Here is a 16,289-nt window from a genome sequence, read left to right on the forward strand (position 1 = left end):
TTTAACTCTCGATACCTTTACTGCGCAGGTAATCTTCGTAGTTACCGGTGAAGTCCACCACGCGCTCTGGCGTGATTTCGATCACGCGGGTCGCCAGGGAGCTGACGAACTCACGGTCGTGAGAGACGAAGATCAGGGTGCCCTGATACATCTCCAGCGCCATGTTCAGGGATTCGATCGATTCCATATCCAGGTGGTTGGTTGGTTCGTCCATCACCAGGATATTCGGTTTTTCCATCATCAGCTTGCCGAACAGCATACGGCCCTTTTCACCACCGGAGAGCACTTTGGCGGGCTTTTTGATGTCGTCCTGGCTGAACAGTAGACGCCCCAGAATGCTGCGTACCGCCTGCTCGTCGTCGCCTTCCTGCTTCCACTGGCTCATCCAGTCGAAGACGGTCAGATCGTTTTCGAACTCATATTCATGGTCCTGCGCGTAGTAACCAATCTGCGCGTTTTCAGACCATTTCACGGTACCGTTATCCGGTTGCATTTCGCCCACCAGAGTTTTCAGCAGGGTAGATTTACCCACGCCGTTGGCGCCCAGGATAGCAATCTTCTCGCCCACTTCCAGCAGCAGGTTGAAGTTTTTGAACAGCGGGCCTTCATCGAAGCCTTTGGTGAGGGCTTCCACTTCCAGCGCGTTACGGAACAGCTTCTTGTCCTGCTCGAAGCGGATGAACGGGTTCTGACGGCTGGAGGCTTTTACCTCTTCGAGTTTGATTTTGTCGATCTGACGGGCACGCGACGTTGCCTGGCGCGATTTAGAGGCGTTGGCGCTGAAGCGGCTCACGAAGGATTGCAGGTCCGCAATCTGCGCTTTCTTCTTGGCGTTGTCGGCAAGCAGACGTTCACGCGCCTGGGTTGCCGCCGTCATGTACTCATCGTAGTTGCCCGGATAAACGCGCAGCTCGCCGTAATCCAGATCCGCCATGTGGGTACACACCATGTTCAGGAAGTGACGGTCGTGCGAGATGATGATCATGGTGCTGTCGCGATCGTTCAGCGTCTGCTCCAGCCAGCGGATGGTGTCGATGTCCAGGTTGTTGGTCGGTTCGTCGAGCAGCAGGATGTCTGGATTAGAGAACAGCGCCTGCGCCAGCAGCACACGCAGCTTCCAGCCTGGCGCAACTTCGCTCATCGGACCATAATGCTGTTCAACAGGAATGCCGACGCCCAGCAGCAGTTCGCCCGCACGCGCTTCCGCAGAATAACCGTCCATTTCGCCGTACTGCGTTTCCAGGTCGGCCACTTTGTAACCGTCTTCTTCGCTCATCTCAGCGAGACCGTAGATACGATCGCGCTCCTGCTTCACTTCCCACAGCTCCGCATGCCCCATGATCACGGTGTCGAGCACGGTGAACTCTTCGAAGGCGAACTGATCCTGACGCAGCTTACCGATACGCTCGTTCGGGTCGAGCGACACGTTGCCCAGCGTCGGCTCCAGGTCACCGCCGAGGATCTTCATAAAGGTGGATTTTCCGCTACCGTTGGCACCAATCAGGCCGTAACGGTTGCCGCCGCCAAATTTGACGGAAATATTTTCGAACAGCGGCTTACTGCCAAACTGCATAGTGACGTTGCTGGTAACTAACACGGAGAGATTCCTGCGAAAAGTGTGATAAACGCGGCATTATGCCACAATTCCGAATTGAGATCCTGTGTTGCGGTAATCCACTAAACTTTAACAAAATCGAAAAAAATGTGATTTCGTACACATCTGAATTCCCAGTTAACGGGAATGCACATATAATGCGCTCCCATTACAGATTCAGACTTCTCAACTCATCGCCAGAATGGCTTAGATACCTCGCATAACATGAACATGAAATTAACAACGCTTTTTGCGGCGGCGTTAGCCGTAGTAGGTTTTTGTAAGACCGCGTCTGCGGTGACGTATCCCCTGCCGACAGACGGAAGCCGTCTGGTGGGTGAAAACCAGGTGGTGACAGTTCCGGAAGGTAACACTCAGCCGCTGGAATACTTCGCGGCGCAGTATCAGCTCGGCCTGTCTAACATGCTGGAAGCGAACCCGGGCGTTGACCCGTATCTGCCGAAAGCGGGTACCGTACTCAACATTCCACAGCAGCTGATCCTGCCGGATACCGTGCACGAAGGTATCGTGATTAACAGCGCCGAAATGCGTCTGTATTACTACCCGAAAGGCACCAACACCGTGATCGTTCTGCCTATCGGTATCGGTCAGCTGGGTAAAGACACCCCGCTGAACTGGACCACCAAAGTGGAGCGTAAGAAAGCGGGCCCAACCTGGACGCCGACCGCCAAAATGCACGCTGAGTACATTGCTGCCGGTGAACCGCTACCGGCGGTTGTGCCTGCTGGCCCGGATAACCCGATGGGTCTGTACGCGCTGTACATTGGCCGTCTGTATGCCATCCACGGTACTAACGCCAACTTCGGTATCGGCCTGCGCGTAAGCCACGGCTGCGTACGTCTGCGTAATGAAGACATCAAATTCCTGTTCGATAACGTGCCGGTCGGTACGCGCGTGCAGTTCATTAACGAACCGGTGAAAGCGACGTCAGAGCCGGACGGCAGCCGTTACATTGAAGTGCATAACCCGCTGTCCACCAGCGAAGATCAGATCAACAACAACGAAATCGTACCGATTAAGCTGACCAGCGCGGTGCAGTCCGTTACCTCTCAGGCGGATGTTGACACGACCATCGTTGACCAGGCGATTCAGAACCGTTCCGGTATGCCGGTGCGTTTGAACTAATCGCGAGCACGAACAAAGCGGGCCTCGAGGCCCGCTTTTTTTTATCCGTTATTCACAATTACGATGCCGCCATGGTCATAGCGATAGTGACAATGGGCGTACTCCAGCGGCGTACCATCTTCCAGATAGATCACCTGCTCCACCTCCAGCACCGGGTCGGTTGGCTCACAGACCAGATGCTGCATATCCAGCGCACTGGGCTTCAGCGCCCGCACCACACGATACGATCCCATGATCTTCAGCCCCAGCGTCTCCTGCACATACCGGAATACCGAACTTTCAAGATGGGTTTTGTTCAGCCCGGGCACCAGATTGAGCGGCATCACCGTGGCGTCCAGGGACATCGGCTCACCGTTGAGTAAACGCAGACGGATGAAGTCATAGATCGGCGTATCCGGATTTATCATCAGCGAGGCCTGCTCTTTCTCGTTCGGGAAGCGAAGTTCGAAGTGCACCACCTGGCTCGTCACCGTGCCTAAATGTTCCCAGGTTTTGGTCGCCCCAAAGTAGTCGCTGCCGGAGAGATCCCACTGGGAAAGCTGGAGGAAATTTTTGCGGATAAACGTGCCCTGTCCCTGCCGGGTATAGACCAGCCCTTCTACGATCAGCTGACGCATCGCCTGCTGAATGGTCATCCGGCTGGTGCTGAATTCCGCCGCCAGCGCGAACTGGTCCGGCAACGGTTCATTGGCGGCGTACTGCTGGGTAATAATGCGTTTCTTAATTTCCCGCGCTATGGTGATGTACTTCGCCGCCATCTTCCTTCCTTAAATTAGTTTTCTGTCCCGCTGTTTTTCACGGCCACTCGCTCGGCCACCTTGAGGAAAGGCAGGTAGAAGAATACACCAAATACGATGATTGCCAACTGCACCACCACCGCCCGCCAGTCCCCCGCCGTCGCCAGCCAGGCGCTGAGGATCGGCGGCGTGGTCCACGGGATCATCACCACGCAGCGCGACATCAGACCCAGCGTGGTACAGAGCCACGCAAAGTAAATCCCGATGGCGGGCAGCAGCACAAACGGGATCATCAGCGGCAGGTTAAAGACAATCGGCAGGCCGAAAATCACCGGCTCGTTGATGTTGAACAGACCCGGCGCCAGTGACAGACGCGCCACCTGCTTCGCTGATTTCTGTCTTGAGAAGATGAAGATAGCGATCAGCAATGAGATAGTGCTGCCCGTCCCGCCCACCATGCCAAAGGTCGGCACAAAGATGTTGTTGATGATGTGTGGGATCGGCTGGCCGTTGGCAAAGGCCAGCATGTTCTCGTTGGTGTTGATCAGCAGAAACGGCTCCAGCACCACGCTGTTGACTACCGACTGATGAATACCGAGCGTGAACAGGAAGTTACCGAAGCTGTAAATGAAGATCGTCCCGGGCAGACTGGTGTTGATCAGCCGCAGCGGCTGCTGAATGAATGTCGTAATGAGATGGATCAGATCCGTATGCAGCACGTTCGCCAGTATGGCCGCCAGCACCGCAAACAGGGAGAGCGTGAGGATTGTCGGGATCAGCGCGGTAAAGGATTTGCTCACCGCCGGAGGCACGTTCTCCCCCAGCGAAATGTGCAGCGCCTTCAGCCGTGAAATGGCGATAAACAGCTCGGTTGAGAGCAGCCCAATCAGCACCCCGGCGAAAATGCCGGTCGAGCCGATATTGGCGAACGTCAGCACCTGGGTGACGTTCACCGTGGCGTCGCTGCCGACAGGCGTAATCTGTAAGCGCATCGGCATCATGATGATGAAGCTGCTGACGGCGATAACCACTGCCGAGACCGGATTGTCGAAATCTTTGTTACGCGCCAGCGACCAGGCGATCATCGGTGCCAGCAGCAGCGCGGCGATGTTCAGCGTGCCGTTGATAATCGCCTCGCCCCACACCTTAAACTGCGTGAGCGTGTCGCCTTCCAGCACCCATGGAAACACGACGTTGTTCACCAGCACCGCCAGACCGGCGAGGATGAAAATCGGCATCACCGTGGCGAAAGCGTCCCGCAGGGATCGCAGGTGTACCTGGTTTGCCAGGCGCGCCGAGAACTCAACAAATTTATCGACAAAAGACTGCATGTGCGGTGTTATTTTTGTTTCAGACATAGCGGAGTATTCCCATCAATCAGTCACAAAAACGGCCCGGCAGCGTACGGCTTACATCTCGCGTCCGTTAGTATGGATAACCTGTTTTAACCACCCGTAGCTCTTCTTCGGCACGCGCTTAAGGTCTTTCAGGTCGTGATTTTCACGGTTGACGTAGACCACGCCGTAGCGCTTACGCATGTCACCCTGCGAGCTGAGAATGTCGATTAAGCCCCAGCCTAGGTAGCCCATTACCTCTGCCCCGTCCTCGAATATTGCCGCTTTCATCGCCTCGATGTGCGCCCGGTGGTAGTCGATGCGGTAGGTGTCCTCGATCGGGTTTACCCCGTCCCAGGACTCGATCACGCCGATGCCGTTTTCAATCGGGAATACCGGCATCCGCCAGTCGTTGGCATAGCGGGTGATGATGGTGCGAAAGCCCAGCGGGTCGATCTGCCAGTTCCACTCGGTGGCTTTCAGGTACGGGTTATTTTTCTCGCCATGCAGCAGGTAATGGTTCACCGGCGTGCCTTCCGGGATGGCATCGCTGTCCAGCGTTTTGCTGGCGTAATAGCTGAAGGCCATAAAGTCGTTCTTCGTACGCGCAAACAGCGCGAGATCGTCTGCGCGGTAGATATCACCGAAGCCCTCCTGCTCCACCACCGCCATCACCGCCGGGCTGTAGCCCTGTCCCGCGAAGACGCGCAGCAGGTTCTGGTTGAGGAATTCGTCGTACTGCTGGGCGCAGAAGATATCGCGCGGTTTGCAGGTGGCTGGATAAATCAACTGGTGCGCCAGCATGCCGCCCATCAGCTTGCCTGGCTTAGTCTGGTGCAGGTATTCGGTAAGAGTCATGTGCGCCACCATCGCATGGTGCTGAAGCTCATACAGCTCGCGCAGGGTTTGCTCGCCTTTCATGTAACCGGAAATGCGAAAAGCTTCCGGCATATGGAAAATGTTCTGCTCGTTGAAGGTCAGCCAGTACTTCACGCGATCGCCGTAGCAGTCGATCATCTTCTTGCCGTAGCGGATAAAGGCCTCCATCACCCGGCGGTCGTTGAAGCCGTTGTACTCCTGCGCCAGCGCCAGCGGCATATCGAAGTGGTAGAGGCAGACCATCGGCTCAATACCGCGGGCGAGCAGATCGTTAATAAAGCGGTCGTAAAACGCGATACCTTCGGCGTTGAACTCGCCGTCACCCTGCGGGCAGACGCGGCTCCAGGAGATCTGGAAGCGGTAGCAGTTCATGCCCAGATCCTGCATCAGATCGAAATCTTCCCGGTAGCGGTGGTAGGAGTCGGTCGCCACTTTCCAGTCGGAGATGTTTTCTCCTGCTTCCCGAATGTCATATACCGACATCCCCTTCCCGCCCTCATTCCATGCCCCTTCCGTCTGCATGCTGGATACCGAGTTGCCCCATAAAAAGTTGGCTTGCAGTGATTTGTTCATGGTTGCTCCCTATATGACTAGTCATTTAAATTTCATGACTAGTCATATAGATCGAGATGAAACATCAGGCAAAGAGAAGGAGTATTTTTTGTGAGGTGGGTTGAAATAAAGACCAGAGATAGTAGCCCCGGTAAGCGAAGCGCCACCGGGGAAAAGGAAGGTTACTGCTGCGCGAGCTGACTACGACGGTATTCCCCCTGCCGCTCCAGCATCCAGCCTGGATATTCGCGCGGCAGCGCGCTGACGGCATCAAGCTGTTTAAGCTCGTCTTCGCTTAAGCGGATCCCGGTGGCGGCAATATTATCGTCCAGCTGATCGACGCGTTTCGCACCAATAATGACGCTGGTCACCGCTTTTTGATGCAGCAGCCATGCCAGCGCGATTTGCGCCACGGAGACGCCCCTACGCTCGGCAATGACGCGCATTACGTCCACGCAGTCGAAGGCGCGATCTTTATTCACCGGCGGGAAGTCAAATTCCAGACGGCGGCCTCCGGTTTCGCTCTGCCCGTCACGACCGTATTTTCCGCTCAGCAGGCCGCCCGCCAGCGGGCTCCAGACCATCAATCCGACGCCTTCGCTCTGCATCATCGGCACCAGCTCGCGCTCCAGGTCACGTCCGGCAATGGTGTAATACGCCTGCAACGATGCGAAACGCGCCAGCCCAAGACGTTCAGAAATACCGAGCGCTTTGGCAATCTGCCACGCAGTCCAGTTCGAGACGCCGATGTATCGCACGTGACCGTGCTGCACAAGGTTATCCAGTGCGTAAAGCGTCTCCTCGATGGGGGTCGCGGGGTCGAAACCGTGCAGCTGATAGAGATCGATATGATCGAGCTGCAGGCGGCGCAGGCTGTTCTTTACGCTGTCGATAATGTGATAGCGCGAGCCGCCGCGTGAGTTCACTCCCGCCGTGCCCGTTTCACCAAACACCTTTGTGGCAACCACCACGTTTTCACGTGGAACGTTCAGGTTTTTCAGCGCCTGCCCGAGGATCTCCTCCGAGCGTCCTTCCGAATAGACGTCGGCAGTGTCGATAAAGTTGATGCCCGCGTCCAGCGCGCGGCCCACCAGCTGCTCGGCTTCGTTTTGCCTTAGCTGGCCAATCTTGCCCCACATGCCGCCCTCGCCGCCGAAGGTCATGGTGCCGAGGCAGAGTTCAGAAACAAACAGTCCGGTATTGCCCAGTTTTTGATAACGCATAACGCTTTCCTCGCATGTCGATTGGGTGTCTGTTAGTTATACCCGCCCCCCAGCCATCGCGAATGTGGCGTTCCTGTCCGTTTCTTGCCCAATCCTCTGAATCTATCCGCGCGGGGCATCGCCAAAGACGCTGTAGTCTGGCAGCTGAACCTGCTGATACGGCTCCCAGCCGCCGCCGAGGGCTTTGTAGAGCGCCACCAGGTCAAGCGCGCTCTGCACCTGCGCCTGCGCCCGCTGCTGTTCGGCCTGAGCGAGCTGACGCTGGGCGTCCAGCACGTCAATAAAACTGGCGATCCCCTGCCGGTAGCTGTCGCTGGCGAGATCAAAAGCGTTTTGCAGCGCGTCGATGGTTTTCGCCAGGCCCGCCTCACGCTGCTGGTCAGTGCGATAGCTCACCAGCGCGTTTTCAACGTCGCCGAGCGCCGTCAGCACCGTCTGACGGTAGTCCAGCACCGCCGCCCCTTGCTGTGCGCGGGCCACCTTGACGCTGGAGACCAGCCGACCGCCCTGGAAGATGGGGATGGAGACCTGCGGACCGAAGCTGTAAAAGTGGCTGCTCCAGTCGGTCAGCCAGCCGGATTCGCTGTTACGCAGGCCAAACTGCCCGGAGAGGGTGAAGCTTGGGAACAGTTCGGCTACCGAGACGCCAATTTGCGCCGTAGCGGCATGGAGGTTCGCCTCAGCTTCGCGCACGTCCGGGCGACGACGCGCCAGCGTTGACGGAATGCCGGTTTGCACAATATCCGGCAACGCTGGCATCGGCTGCACGGATTGTAATTCGGCATCCAGCGCCCCCGGCGGTTTGCCGAGCAGGATGGCCAGCCCGTTCATCGCCTGGCGTTCCTGCGCCTGATACTGCGGCAATTGGGCTTCAAGATTGCCCAGCTGCGCCCGGGCGTTTTCTACGTCCATCTGCGGTGACAGCCCGCCCCGCTGGCGGCTTTCGGTCAGATCCAGCGTCTGCTGCGCGCTTTCAATTTGCGTATTAAGCGTGGCAATGATGCTCTGCGCCCCTCGCAGCTGTAGCCACGCCCGCGCCACTTCGGCTTCCAGCGAGACCAGCGCATCGTTACGCTGCTCGATCGCCGCCCGCTGCTGCGCCTCGGCCGCTTCTACCTGACGGCGCACCTTGCCCCACAGGTCGATTTCCCACTGAGCGTCGAAGCTGCCCTGATAGAGGTTAATCGGCTGCGTCAGCGGGCCTAACGCGCTTCGCAACTGCGGATCGACATTATTCAACTGGTCATACACGCCGTGGGATTTCAGCTCCCCTTCCAGCCCAAGCTGCTGGCGCGTCGCCTGCACATTGCCATTCACCGACGGGAAAAATGCCCCGCCGGCCTGGTTAATCTGTTCGCGCGCGCCGGCAATGCGCAATACCGTTTGCTGTAGCGTCAGATTTCCGGCGATGGCGCGTTCAATCAGGCTGTCGAGCTGCGGCGAGCCGAAAGTTTTCCACCAGCGCGGGTTAGTTGCCGCGGAGGACGTTTGTGATTTCACCGCGCCGTCGCCCTTATCGTTCCAGTGCGTGGTGGCGGGCGGTGCAGGCTGTTGGTAGTCCGGCCCGACGGCGCAGCCCACCAGCAGCATCATTATCATCAGGGGGTGTAAACGTCTGTGTATCATCAGTGTGCTCCTGCACTCCCCTCGCTCTTAACCGGCGAGAGCAACAAACAAAACGGAATCAGTAAGAAGGCCACCGCGCTCAGAATGGTGAAGACGTCAATGTAGGCCAGAAAGCGCGACTGCTCGATCATGGTCTGGTACATCCGCCCGGTGGCAATGCCGGTCGGATCGCCCACCTGAGTGGTGAAGTTCTGGATCGCCTGGGCGCTTTCGCGTATCGCCAGCTGGAACTGCTCATTAAACGGCGAAGCGTGGTAAGCCAGATGCGCGCTGTGCGCCTGCGAGCGCTCGGTGATCGCCGCCGTCGAGAGCGAAATCCCAATCGAGCCAGCCACGTTGCGGAACATGGTAAACAGCGCCGCCGCGTCGGCGTTAAGCCGCCTCGGGATCGAGATAAAGGCGATGGTGGTGAGGGGCACAAACAGGAACCCGAGTCCAATCGACTGGGCGCTGCGGAACAGCACCAGCGTTTCGAAATCGATATCCGGTGTCAGCGTCCGGGACCAGAAGAACGACACCGCCAGGCAGGTAAAGCCGAAGGCGATGATCCAGCGCGTCTGCACCACCGGCATCAGCTTCAGTACCAGCGGAATAGTCAGCACAATCAGCACCGCGCCGGGCGAGAGCACCAGCCCGGACCAGGTGGCGGTATAGCCCAAATCCTGCTGCGCCAGTTGCGGAATAACCACCGAACTGCCGTACAGGATCATCGCCATCCCCGCCATCAGCAGGCTGGAGATCGCAAAGTTGCGATCCTTCATACAGTGCAGATCCACCACCGGCTTTTTGGCATACATCAGCCAGTAGATCGCGCCGATAATGCCGACCAGCGTCAGTACCGCGAAGGTGCGGATAAAATTCGAATAGAACCAGTCATCATCTTCGCCCCGGTCGAGCATCACCTGCAAACAGCCAAGTCCGAGAGCGATCAGGCCGATCCCCGTCCAGTCGACGGTGAGCTTCTCTTCCGACTTTTTCTCCCACGGCGGATCTTCCAGCAGCTGATAGATGGCCAGCACCGTCACAATCCCTACCGGAATATTGATAAAGAACACCCAGCGCCAGGAGTAGTTATCGGTGATCCAGCCTCCCAGCGTCGGGCCAAGTACCGGCGCGACGATAATGGCAATGGATGAAAGGCCAAAGGCTTTGCCCCTGTCCTCCGGCTTGAAGTAATCGAGCAGCACCGATTGCTGCGTGGGCTGCAACCCGCCGCCAAAGAAGCCCTGCATCACGCGGAACAGGATGATTTGCCAAAGCTCGGTGGCGATGCCGCACAGGAACGAGCAGATGGTGAACATCACAATGCAGATCAGGAAGAACTGCTTGCGGCCAAACAGCCGGCTCAGGAAGGCCGAGATCGGCAGCACGATGCCGTTCGCCACCAGGTAGCTGGTGAGCACCCAGGTGGATTCGTCATAGCTGGCCGAGAGCGACCCCGCGACGTGGGGCAGCGCCACGTTGACGATGGTGGTGTCCAGAATTTCCATAAACACCGCCAGGGTGACCACAATCGCCACCGCCCACGGGTTACTGGCGGGCTTCCAGTTTTCGTGGCTGCTGTCCGTCATTCCACGGTGACCTTCGGTTCAACCGACAGCCCCAGCGGCAGCGGTTTGTTCGGATCCAGCCCCTTATCAATGACGATTTTCACCGGCACGCGCTGAACGATCTTCACAAAGTTACCGGTGGCGTTTTCCGACGGGAAGGCGGAGAAGCGCGAGCCGCTGCCCTGCTGGATGCTGTCAATATGGCCTTCGAGCGCCATATCCGGCCAGGCATCGACGGACACGGTCACTTTGTCGCCCGGCTTCATACGTTCAAGCTGCGACTCCTTGAAGTTCGCCACCACCCACACGTTCGGGGAAACCAGCGAGAACAGTGCCGTGCCTGCCTGCACCAGCGTACCAGGCTGGACGTTGCGTTTGGTGACAAAACCGTCGAACGGGGCGCGGACTTCGGTATAAGAGAGGTTCAGGTTGGCGGTTTCCAACTGCGCTCTGGCCTGATCGACCTGCCGTTCGCGGGCTTCGACGTTAGTCTCCTGCTGGCGGATTTGCAGCTGGACCTGCTCCGCCACCTCCAGCTGCGCCTGCGCGCTGGCCAGACCCGCCTGTGCACTCCGCAGTTGAGCGTTCGCGGCATCGATGCTTTGTTGTGTGGTCGCGCGGGGGTCAACGCCGCGCTGACGGCGGTACTCCGCCTGAGCGTTGGCCATATCCGCCTGGGCTTTCAGTACCTGGGCTTTGGCTTCATCGCGCTGGGCGGGATATTGCACCTTCGAGAGCGCCAGCTGCGCCTGTGCCTGATGCAACTGCGCAACCGCCAGCCCAAGCTGGGCCTGAGCCTGATCGCGCTGGGCGGTGGTATCACGCGGATCGATCACCACCAGCACATCCCCTTTCTTTACACGCTGGTTATCCCGCACGCGAAGTTCGGTAACGTAGCCTGCCGTTTTTGGGGCAATGGTCACTACGTCGCCGTCGGTGAAGGCGTCGTCGGTGGTCTCTTCGTTACGGGTTAAAAACCACCAGACCAGCGCCACGATCACCATCACGATGACCACGATGCCAAGGATAATTAACGGTTTTTTGCCCGGGCGCTTGCGCTCGTTATTGTTTTGATCCTGCTCGTCAGCAGGTGGATTTTGATCTTCTGCCATAGTTCAGCAACGGTCCTGTCAGTGAGCGGCATCACACTATGCCGTTCACTAAAGCTAGGACGTTGCTATACATTTGCCAGGAAAAACTGACAAATTGCGCACTATATGAGAAGGAATAGTCCGAAACCGACCGCCGCAGACCAGAGCAGCATCGGGATTGACCATAAATGGAAGCGCCACCAGATGCGGCGATCGTTGGCCATCCGCAGGGCGATGAGGTTGGCCAGCGAGCCGGGCAGCAGCCCAAAGCCGCCGACGTTGACCGCCCACGCCAGCAGTACCGTTGGGGGAACATAGTTAAGCAGCAAAATGGTGGACGGCACGTTACTGATCACCTGCGAGAGACCAATCGCCGTCAGCCATAGTCCCGGCTGCGACAGACCGCTGACGCTATGAAGAACGGTCTGCAATACCGGGAGCTGGACCAGCAGATGCACGTCAATAAACATCGCCATAAACACCAGCAGCAGCGTCCAGTCAACACTCACCAGCACCCGCCGGGCGAGGAACAGGAAGCCACACGCCACCAGCAGCGCGCCCGCCAGCGCCTGGTTTAACTCCAGCGCGGTAATGAAAACGATATACAGTCCCAGGCAGCTCCAGACGAGACGCGGTTGCCACTGGGGGCCGGTGGTACCGCTGTGGTACTGCAACGATTTATTCGGGAAAGCAAACCAGCCCACCACCAGCAGCGTCGCCACGATCGCCAGCGCCAGCGGCGCCATCTGCCAGGTAAATGCGGTAAACGACAGGCCGGAGCGTCCCCACAGCAGAATGTTCTGCGGGTTACCGATCGGCGTGAGCAGCGAGCCTGCATTGACGGCCAGCGCTTCAAAGATAATCAGACGGGTAACCGGTATTTCGCACAGCTTACGCAGCGTGAGCGTAAGCGGCACCACGATAAACAGCGCTACGTCATTAGTGAGGAACGTCGACAGCAGCGCCGCCGAAAAGACCATGAACAGAGCCAGTTTGCGCTCGGTGGCGAAGCGGCGCACCATTTTGCGCCCCAGCACGTCAAAATAGCCGCTCAGCTCTACGCCTTTGGTGAGCATCATCAAACCGCTCAGGGTAATAATGGTGCGCCAGTCTATGGCCGCCGGCCAGGTGTGCGGCGTGAAGGGCACAAAGACGCTGAGCCCAACGCCAGTGATAAGTAAAAGATGGAAAAAACGATCGCGTTTCAGGGCCTGCAAGCCGGGGATGTTCATTCAGCGGCGGGGCCATATTTGAGCGTAAATTCGCGGAACTTCACCAGCGTCTCTTCGCTGACGTGGTGTTCCATACCTTCGGCATCCCGACGGGCAATTTCCGGGCTGACGCCCAGCACCAGTAAAAAATTCTCGACGATCTGATGGCGCTCGCGGCTCTCCTGCGCCAGCTTTTCGCCTTCAGCGGTGAGAAACACCCCGCGCCAGGGGATCATCTCGATCAGCCCGACCGACGCCAGACGTTTTAACATTTTGGCAACGGTTGGCTGCGACACCCCCAGGCGTGCGGCCATATCCACCTGGCGCGCTTCTCCAACTTCACGAATCAGATCGGAGATCAGTTCGACATAATCATCAATCAGCTCCCGGCGGTGCGCCTCACGCACCTGGCGGAAGCCTTCCACATGTTCTTCAACGTTCACCAGTTGCGTCGTTTTTTTTGTTGTTGGCTTACCTGCGCGACGGTTCATTGTGCTTCCTCAATGGGTTGACGCTTCCAGCGCCCTGTAACGGAGCGCACATTGTAAACCATAGCTCTACAAGCACAAAAAATTAACGAATTAGCCATAGCTATACAATATAGCCTGTGCTATATCTGTATGTAATGCAGTCACCCTTCACGGATCGAAGGGATCATGAATCAGGAGGTCTTATGAATGAATTCAAGAGGTGTATGAACGTGTTTACCCACTCTCCTTTTAAAGTGCGTCTAATGCTGTTGAACATGCTGTGCGATATGTTTAACGCCAAACCGCATCAGGACGACAAATCTTCTCACTAAGCGGCGTCGCGGCACGCCGCTTCATTTTCCTGTCACACTTTCGTTGTAAACTCGCTTTTTCCTGATTATTTTTGCGGATTTGCAGCCCCCTTCGCAAAACATCTGTTTAGCAACTGTTGACCTTAATTCACGCTCGCACTATCTTCTTGCAGCCCTGCACAATTTGCGGCTCGCTGAAGCGGACCTCCATTCCCTTTCCACGCACTGTCCGGCAGGCTTTGACCCTTGACGCCAGGGTGAGCACATGGCGTTTTCGTGATAGTGATCTATGAACGTAACCCTGATTGATACACTTGTTACCCGCAGCCGGGCCCTAAGCCCGTGGACGGGATTTTATTTTTTGCAATCGCTGTTAATTAACTTTGCTCTTGGCTACCCCTTTAGCCTGCTTTATGCCGTCGGGTTCACCTGCATTCTTCACCTGCTATGGCGAAGCGCACCGCGCATGCAGAAAGTGCTTATCGGGATCTGTTCTCTGGTGGCTGCCGCCTATTTCCCGTTCGGCCAGGCCTATGGCGCGCCGAACTTTAATACCCTGCTGGCGCTCCACTCCACCAATATGGAAGAGTCTACAGAGATCCTGACGATCTTCCCGTGGTACAACTACGTGGTTGGCCTTTTCATTTTTGCTCTCGGCGTGATTGCGGTTCGCCGTAAGCAGGTCGGGAAAAAAACATGGGGTAAAATTGAAAGCCTGTGCCTGGCCTTTAGCGTAGTGACGTTTTTTGTTGCGCCGGTACAAAATCTGGCCTGGGGCGGCGTGTTTAAGCTTAAAGATACCGGGTATCCGGTGTTTCGCTTCGTTAAAGACGTGGTAGTGAATAACGAGGAAGTGCTCGACGAGCAGGCGCGTATGGCCGAGCTTTCCACCATGAAAGATACCTGGAACGTGCTGGCGGTGAAACCGAAGTATCACACCTATGTGGTGGTGATCGGTGAAAGCGCGCGTCGCGATGCGCTCGGCGCGTTTGGCGGTCACTGGGATAACACGCCGTTTGCCAGCTCCGTCAACGGTACGCTGTTTACCGATTACGTGGCGGCCAGCGGTTCGACGCAGAAATCTCTCGGTCTGACGCTCAACCGTGTCGTGGATGGAAAACCGCAGTTTCAGGATAATTTTGTCACCCTGGCCAACCGGGCAGGTTTTCAGACGTGGTGGTTCTCCAACCAGGGGCAGATCGGCGAGTATGATACCGCCATTGCCAGCATCGCGAAGCGTGCCGACGAGGTACAGTTCCTGAAAAGCGGTGATTTCGAAGCCGATAAAAACACAAAAGATGAAGCGTTGCTAAAAATGACCGCGCAGGTCTTTGCCACTCAGCGCACCCAGCCGCAGCTGATCGTCCTGCACCTGATGGGGTCACACCCGCAGGCATGCGATCGTACCGGGGGAAAATATGCGGAGTTTGTGCAATCCAAAGAGACCTCGTGTTATCTGTACACCATGACGCAAACCGACGATCTGCTCAGCAAGCTGTACGCGCAGCTGCGCAACAGCGGCGATAGCTTCTCGATGGTCTATTTCTCTGACCACGGTCTGGCGTTTAAGGAGCGCGGTAAAGAGGTGCAGTATCTGGCCCACGATGACAAGTTTCAGCAGAACTTCCAGGTACCGTTTATGGTGCTGTCGAGTGATGACAAAACGCATCGCATCATCAAAGCGCGCCGTTCCGCGAACGATTTCCTGAAATTCTTCTCACAGTGGACGGGGATTAAGGCGAAAGAGATAAAAAATGATTACCCGTTTATCTCCGGGAAGAAGGGCCCGCCAGTTTACATTACCAACTTCAGGTTACAGAAAGTTGACTATAACCATCTGGGGACGGATATTTTCGATATTAAGAGTAAGTGATCTCTGCCGTCTCGTGCAGGCTGATGCCCTCACCCTGGCCCTCTCCCACGGGGAGAGGGTACAAACAAAAAAAATCCGCCACATTGGGCGGATTTTTTACTGGCTCACCGAAGTGATTAGAAGCGGTAACCTACGCCCGCGATCCAGGTGCCAACGTCAACGTTGCGGATACGGCTCTGCTCATAGGAGAAGTCCAGAGCAACGTTTTCGATTGGGTTAAACTGCATACCTGCGCCATAGGAGAAACCGTAGTCGCTGTTGCTTGCAGTACGGTTCAGACCCTGGTTTTCGGTCTGCTGGAATTTACCGTAGCCAACACCTACAACACCGTAGATGCTTGCCCAGTCATTCAGGCGGTAAGCAGGACCCGCGGTGATGCCGTAGTACTGACCTTTATTGTAAGAGCCATTTTCAGTACGATCTTTCTCGGTGTAAGTGAAAGAACCGATCACACCCAGCGGGTTGTTGTCTTGCTCGTAACGGTACTTCAGGTTGAAACCGTTGGTTTTGTTCATCACGCCCTGCATATCGCTCTGAGCGTAACCACCAGTTACAGTTGAAGTTGCCGCTACAGCGGTACCTGCGGAAACAGCCAGAACAGCTGCCAGTGCTGAAAGACATGCAATTTTTTTCATAACCACCTCAAATGTGCTTCAAGTAAGTCCGTAAGTTTTAAATATATCAAAAAAATC

The 16,289-nt window shown here is 56.6% G+C and carries 14 protein-coding genes; 3 read left to right on the forward strand and 11 right to left on the reverse strand.

The features are described 5' to 3' along the window. Position 1: 1 nt before the first annotated feature. Positions 2–1,597, reverse strand: coding sequence for an ABC-F family ATPase (locus tag AC4OVS_RS15310; protein WP_023299657.1), 1,596 nt, complete (start codon positions 1,595–1,597; stop codon positions 2–4). Between the two features lie 222 nt (positions 1,598–1,819). On the opposite strand from AC4OVS_RS15310, the gene ldtB reads away from it, so the two are divergent. Beyond that, positions 1,820–2,740, forward strand: coding sequence for a L,D-transpeptidase (gene ldtB / locus AC4OVS_RS15315; protein WP_003858435.1), 921 nt, complete (start codon positions 1,820–1,822; stop codon positions 2,738–2,740). A gap of 41 nt (positions 2,741–2,781) precedes the next feature. Here ldtB and AC4OVS_RS15320 read toward each other — a convergent pair whose 3' ends face one another. The 9 genes from AC4OVS_RS15320 to mntR form a co-directional block, all read right to left on the reverse strand. Then, a complete protein-coding gene (locus AC4OVS_RS15320) occupies positions 2,782–3,498 on the reverse strand; it encodes a GntR family transcriptional regulator (protein WP_015571043.1) in 717 nt (238 codons plus the stop codon). 14 nt (positions 3,499–3,512) lie between these two features. After that, a complete protein-coding gene (locus tag AC4OVS_RS15325) occupies positions 3,513–4,835 on the reverse strand; it encodes a PTS sugar transporter subunit IIC (protein WP_023299655.1) in 1,323 nt (440 codons plus the stop codon). A gap of 51 nt (positions 4,836–4,886) precedes the next feature. After that, positions 4,887–6,263, reverse strand: coding sequence for a glycoside hydrolase family 1 protein (locus AC4OVS_RS15330; protein WP_023299654.1), 1,377 nt, complete (start codon positions 6,261–6,263; stop codon positions 4,887–4,889). Positions 6,264–6,424: 161 nt separating this feature from the next. Continuing rightward, positions 6,425–7,465 carry an aldo/keto reductase gene (locus tag AC4OVS_RS15335; protein ID WP_058646138.1) on the reverse strand — a complete coding sequence of 347 codons (1,041 nt, stop codon included), beginning with the start codon at positions 7,463–7,465 and terminating at the stop codon, positions 6,425–6,427. A 102-nt stretch (positions 7,466–7,567) separates the two neighbouring features. Continuing rightward, a complete protein-coding gene (locus tag AC4OVS_RS15340; protein WP_058646137.1) occupies positions 7,568–9,091 on the reverse strand; it encodes an efflux transporter outer membrane subunit in 1,524 nt (507 codons plus the stop codon). Further along, the gene (locus AC4OVS_RS15345; protein ID WP_022647529.1) at positions 9,091–10,662 is read right to left on the reverse strand and encodes a DHA2 family efflux MFS transporter permease subunit; all 1,572 of its coding nucleotides are present in this window, start codon (positions 10,660–10,662) and stop codon (positions 9,091–9,093) included. The genes AC4OVS_RS15340 and AC4OVS_RS15345 overlap by 1 nt, the downstream gene beginning before the upstream one ends. After that, entirely contained in the window at positions 10,659–11,753 is a 1,095-nt protein-coding gene (locus tag AC4OVS_RS15350; RefSeq protein WP_022647528.1) for an HlyD family secretion protein, read from the reverse strand. Before AC4OVS_RS15350 ends, AC4OVS_RS15345 begins: the two co-directional genes overlap by 4 nt. A gap of 101 nt (positions 11,754–11,854) precedes the next feature. After that, entirely contained in the window at positions 11,855–12,964 is a 1,110-nt protein-coding gene (locus AC4OVS_RS15355) for an anion transporter (RefSeq protein ID WP_045308536.1), read from the reverse strand. Then, positions 12,961–13,434, reverse strand: a complete 474-nt coding sequence (gene mntR, locus AC4OVS_RS15360; RefSeq protein WP_022647526.1) for a manganese-binding transcriptional regulator MntR — start codon at positions 13,432–13,434, stop codon at positions 12,961–12,963. The genes AC4OVS_RS15355 and mntR overlap by 4 nt, the downstream gene beginning before the upstream one ends. Before the next feature lie 182 nt (positions 13,435–13,616). Between mntR and mntS the strand changes: the two genes are divergently transcribed. Beyond that, positions 13,617–13,745 carry a manganase accumulation protein MntS gene (gene mntS, locus AC4OVS_RS15365; RefSeq protein WP_022647525.1) on the forward strand — a complete coding sequence of 43 codons (129 nt, stop codon included), beginning with the start codon at positions 13,617–13,619 and terminating at the stop codon, positions 13,743–13,745. A gap of 268 nt (positions 13,746–14,013) precedes the next feature. Then, positions 14,014–15,597, forward strand: coding sequence for a phosphoethanolamine transferase (locus AC4OVS_RS15370; RefSeq protein WP_022647524.1), 1,584 nt, complete (start codon positions 14,014–14,016; stop codon positions 15,595–15,597). A 116-nt stretch (positions 15,598–15,713) separates the two neighbouring features. Here the strand turns inward: AC4OVS_RS15370 and ompX are convergent, their stop codons facing one another. Beyond that, positions 15,714–16,232 (reverse strand): outer membrane protein OmpX, encoded by a 519-nt coding sequence (gene ompX / locus AC4OVS_RS15375; RefSeq protein ID WP_003858450.1) that lies wholly within the window; start codon positions 16,230–16,232, stop codon positions 15,714–15,716. Positions 16,233–16,289: the final 57 nt, after the last annotated feature.

The organism is Enterobacter sp. 4974935 (assembly GCF_058661735.1).